Below are 856 nucleotides of genomic sequence, written 5' to 3' on the forward strand. Positions count from 1 at the left end.
CAGGCTGCCGATTTGCCCGTCAAGAAGGCCGCCCCCATCGAGTACGTCCGCGTCTGCTCCGCCTACGGCGCCGGCTTCTTCTACATTCCCGGCACCGACACCTGCCTCCGCCTTTCGGGTCGCGCCCGCTTCGACGCTGCCTACCAGCCGTCGTACTCGCGCCAGAACGGCTCGAACAACGGTGACAGCACCGGCTACCGCACCCGCCTGCGCATCAACCTCGACGCCCGCACCCAGACCGCCTACGGCACCCTTCGCGCGTTCGTGCGCCTGGAAGCCGGCAGCGGTTCCGGCTATTCCGGTCTCGGCACCTCGGGCACGACTCAGCGGATCGGCAACGCCTACCCGGGCCTCGGCATCGACAGCTTCGGCCGGCTGCAGCAGTACGTGAACGCCGACAAGGCCTTCATCCAGTTCGCTGGCTTCACCGCCGGTCGCGCCTCGTCGTTCTTCGACTTCTACGCTCACGACTTCGAGCTGGCCGGCGCCACCGCCGGCTCCGACGTGTCCTCGACCAACCTGCTGGCCTACACCGCGACGCTGGGCAACGGCTTCTCGGCGACGATCTCGGCTGAAGACCCGACCTTCCGCCGCACGCCGATCTTCTCGCCGACGACTAACGCCTCGAACGTGACGCTCAACACGGCCGCCGCCGCGTTCGGGCAGACCAACTCGCCGATCCCGGTCTTCATCGGCTACACTGGCGCGAACCCGACCCGCTACAGCTTCGTCGATGGCATCGAGCGCAACCGGATGCCCGACTTCGTCGGCGCCCTGCGCTACGATGCGGCCTGGGGCTCCGCCCAGCTCACCGCCGCGGTGCACGAGCTGAACGTCGGCAACGTCGCCAACGGCG

1 protein-coding gene is annotated in these 856 nt (G+C 68.5%); it reads left to right on the forward strand.

Annotation, left to right across the window (positions count from 1 at the left end):
* On the forward strand, positions 1-856 hold an 856-nt coding region (locus tag MKK60_RS05610), incomplete at both ends, for a porin (protein ID WP_243984224.1).

This window comes from Methylobacterium sp. J-092 (assembly GCF_022829325.1).
Classification (GTDB): domain Bacteria; phylum Pseudomonadota; class Alphaproteobacteria; order Rhizobiales; family Beijerinckiaceae; genus Methylobacterium.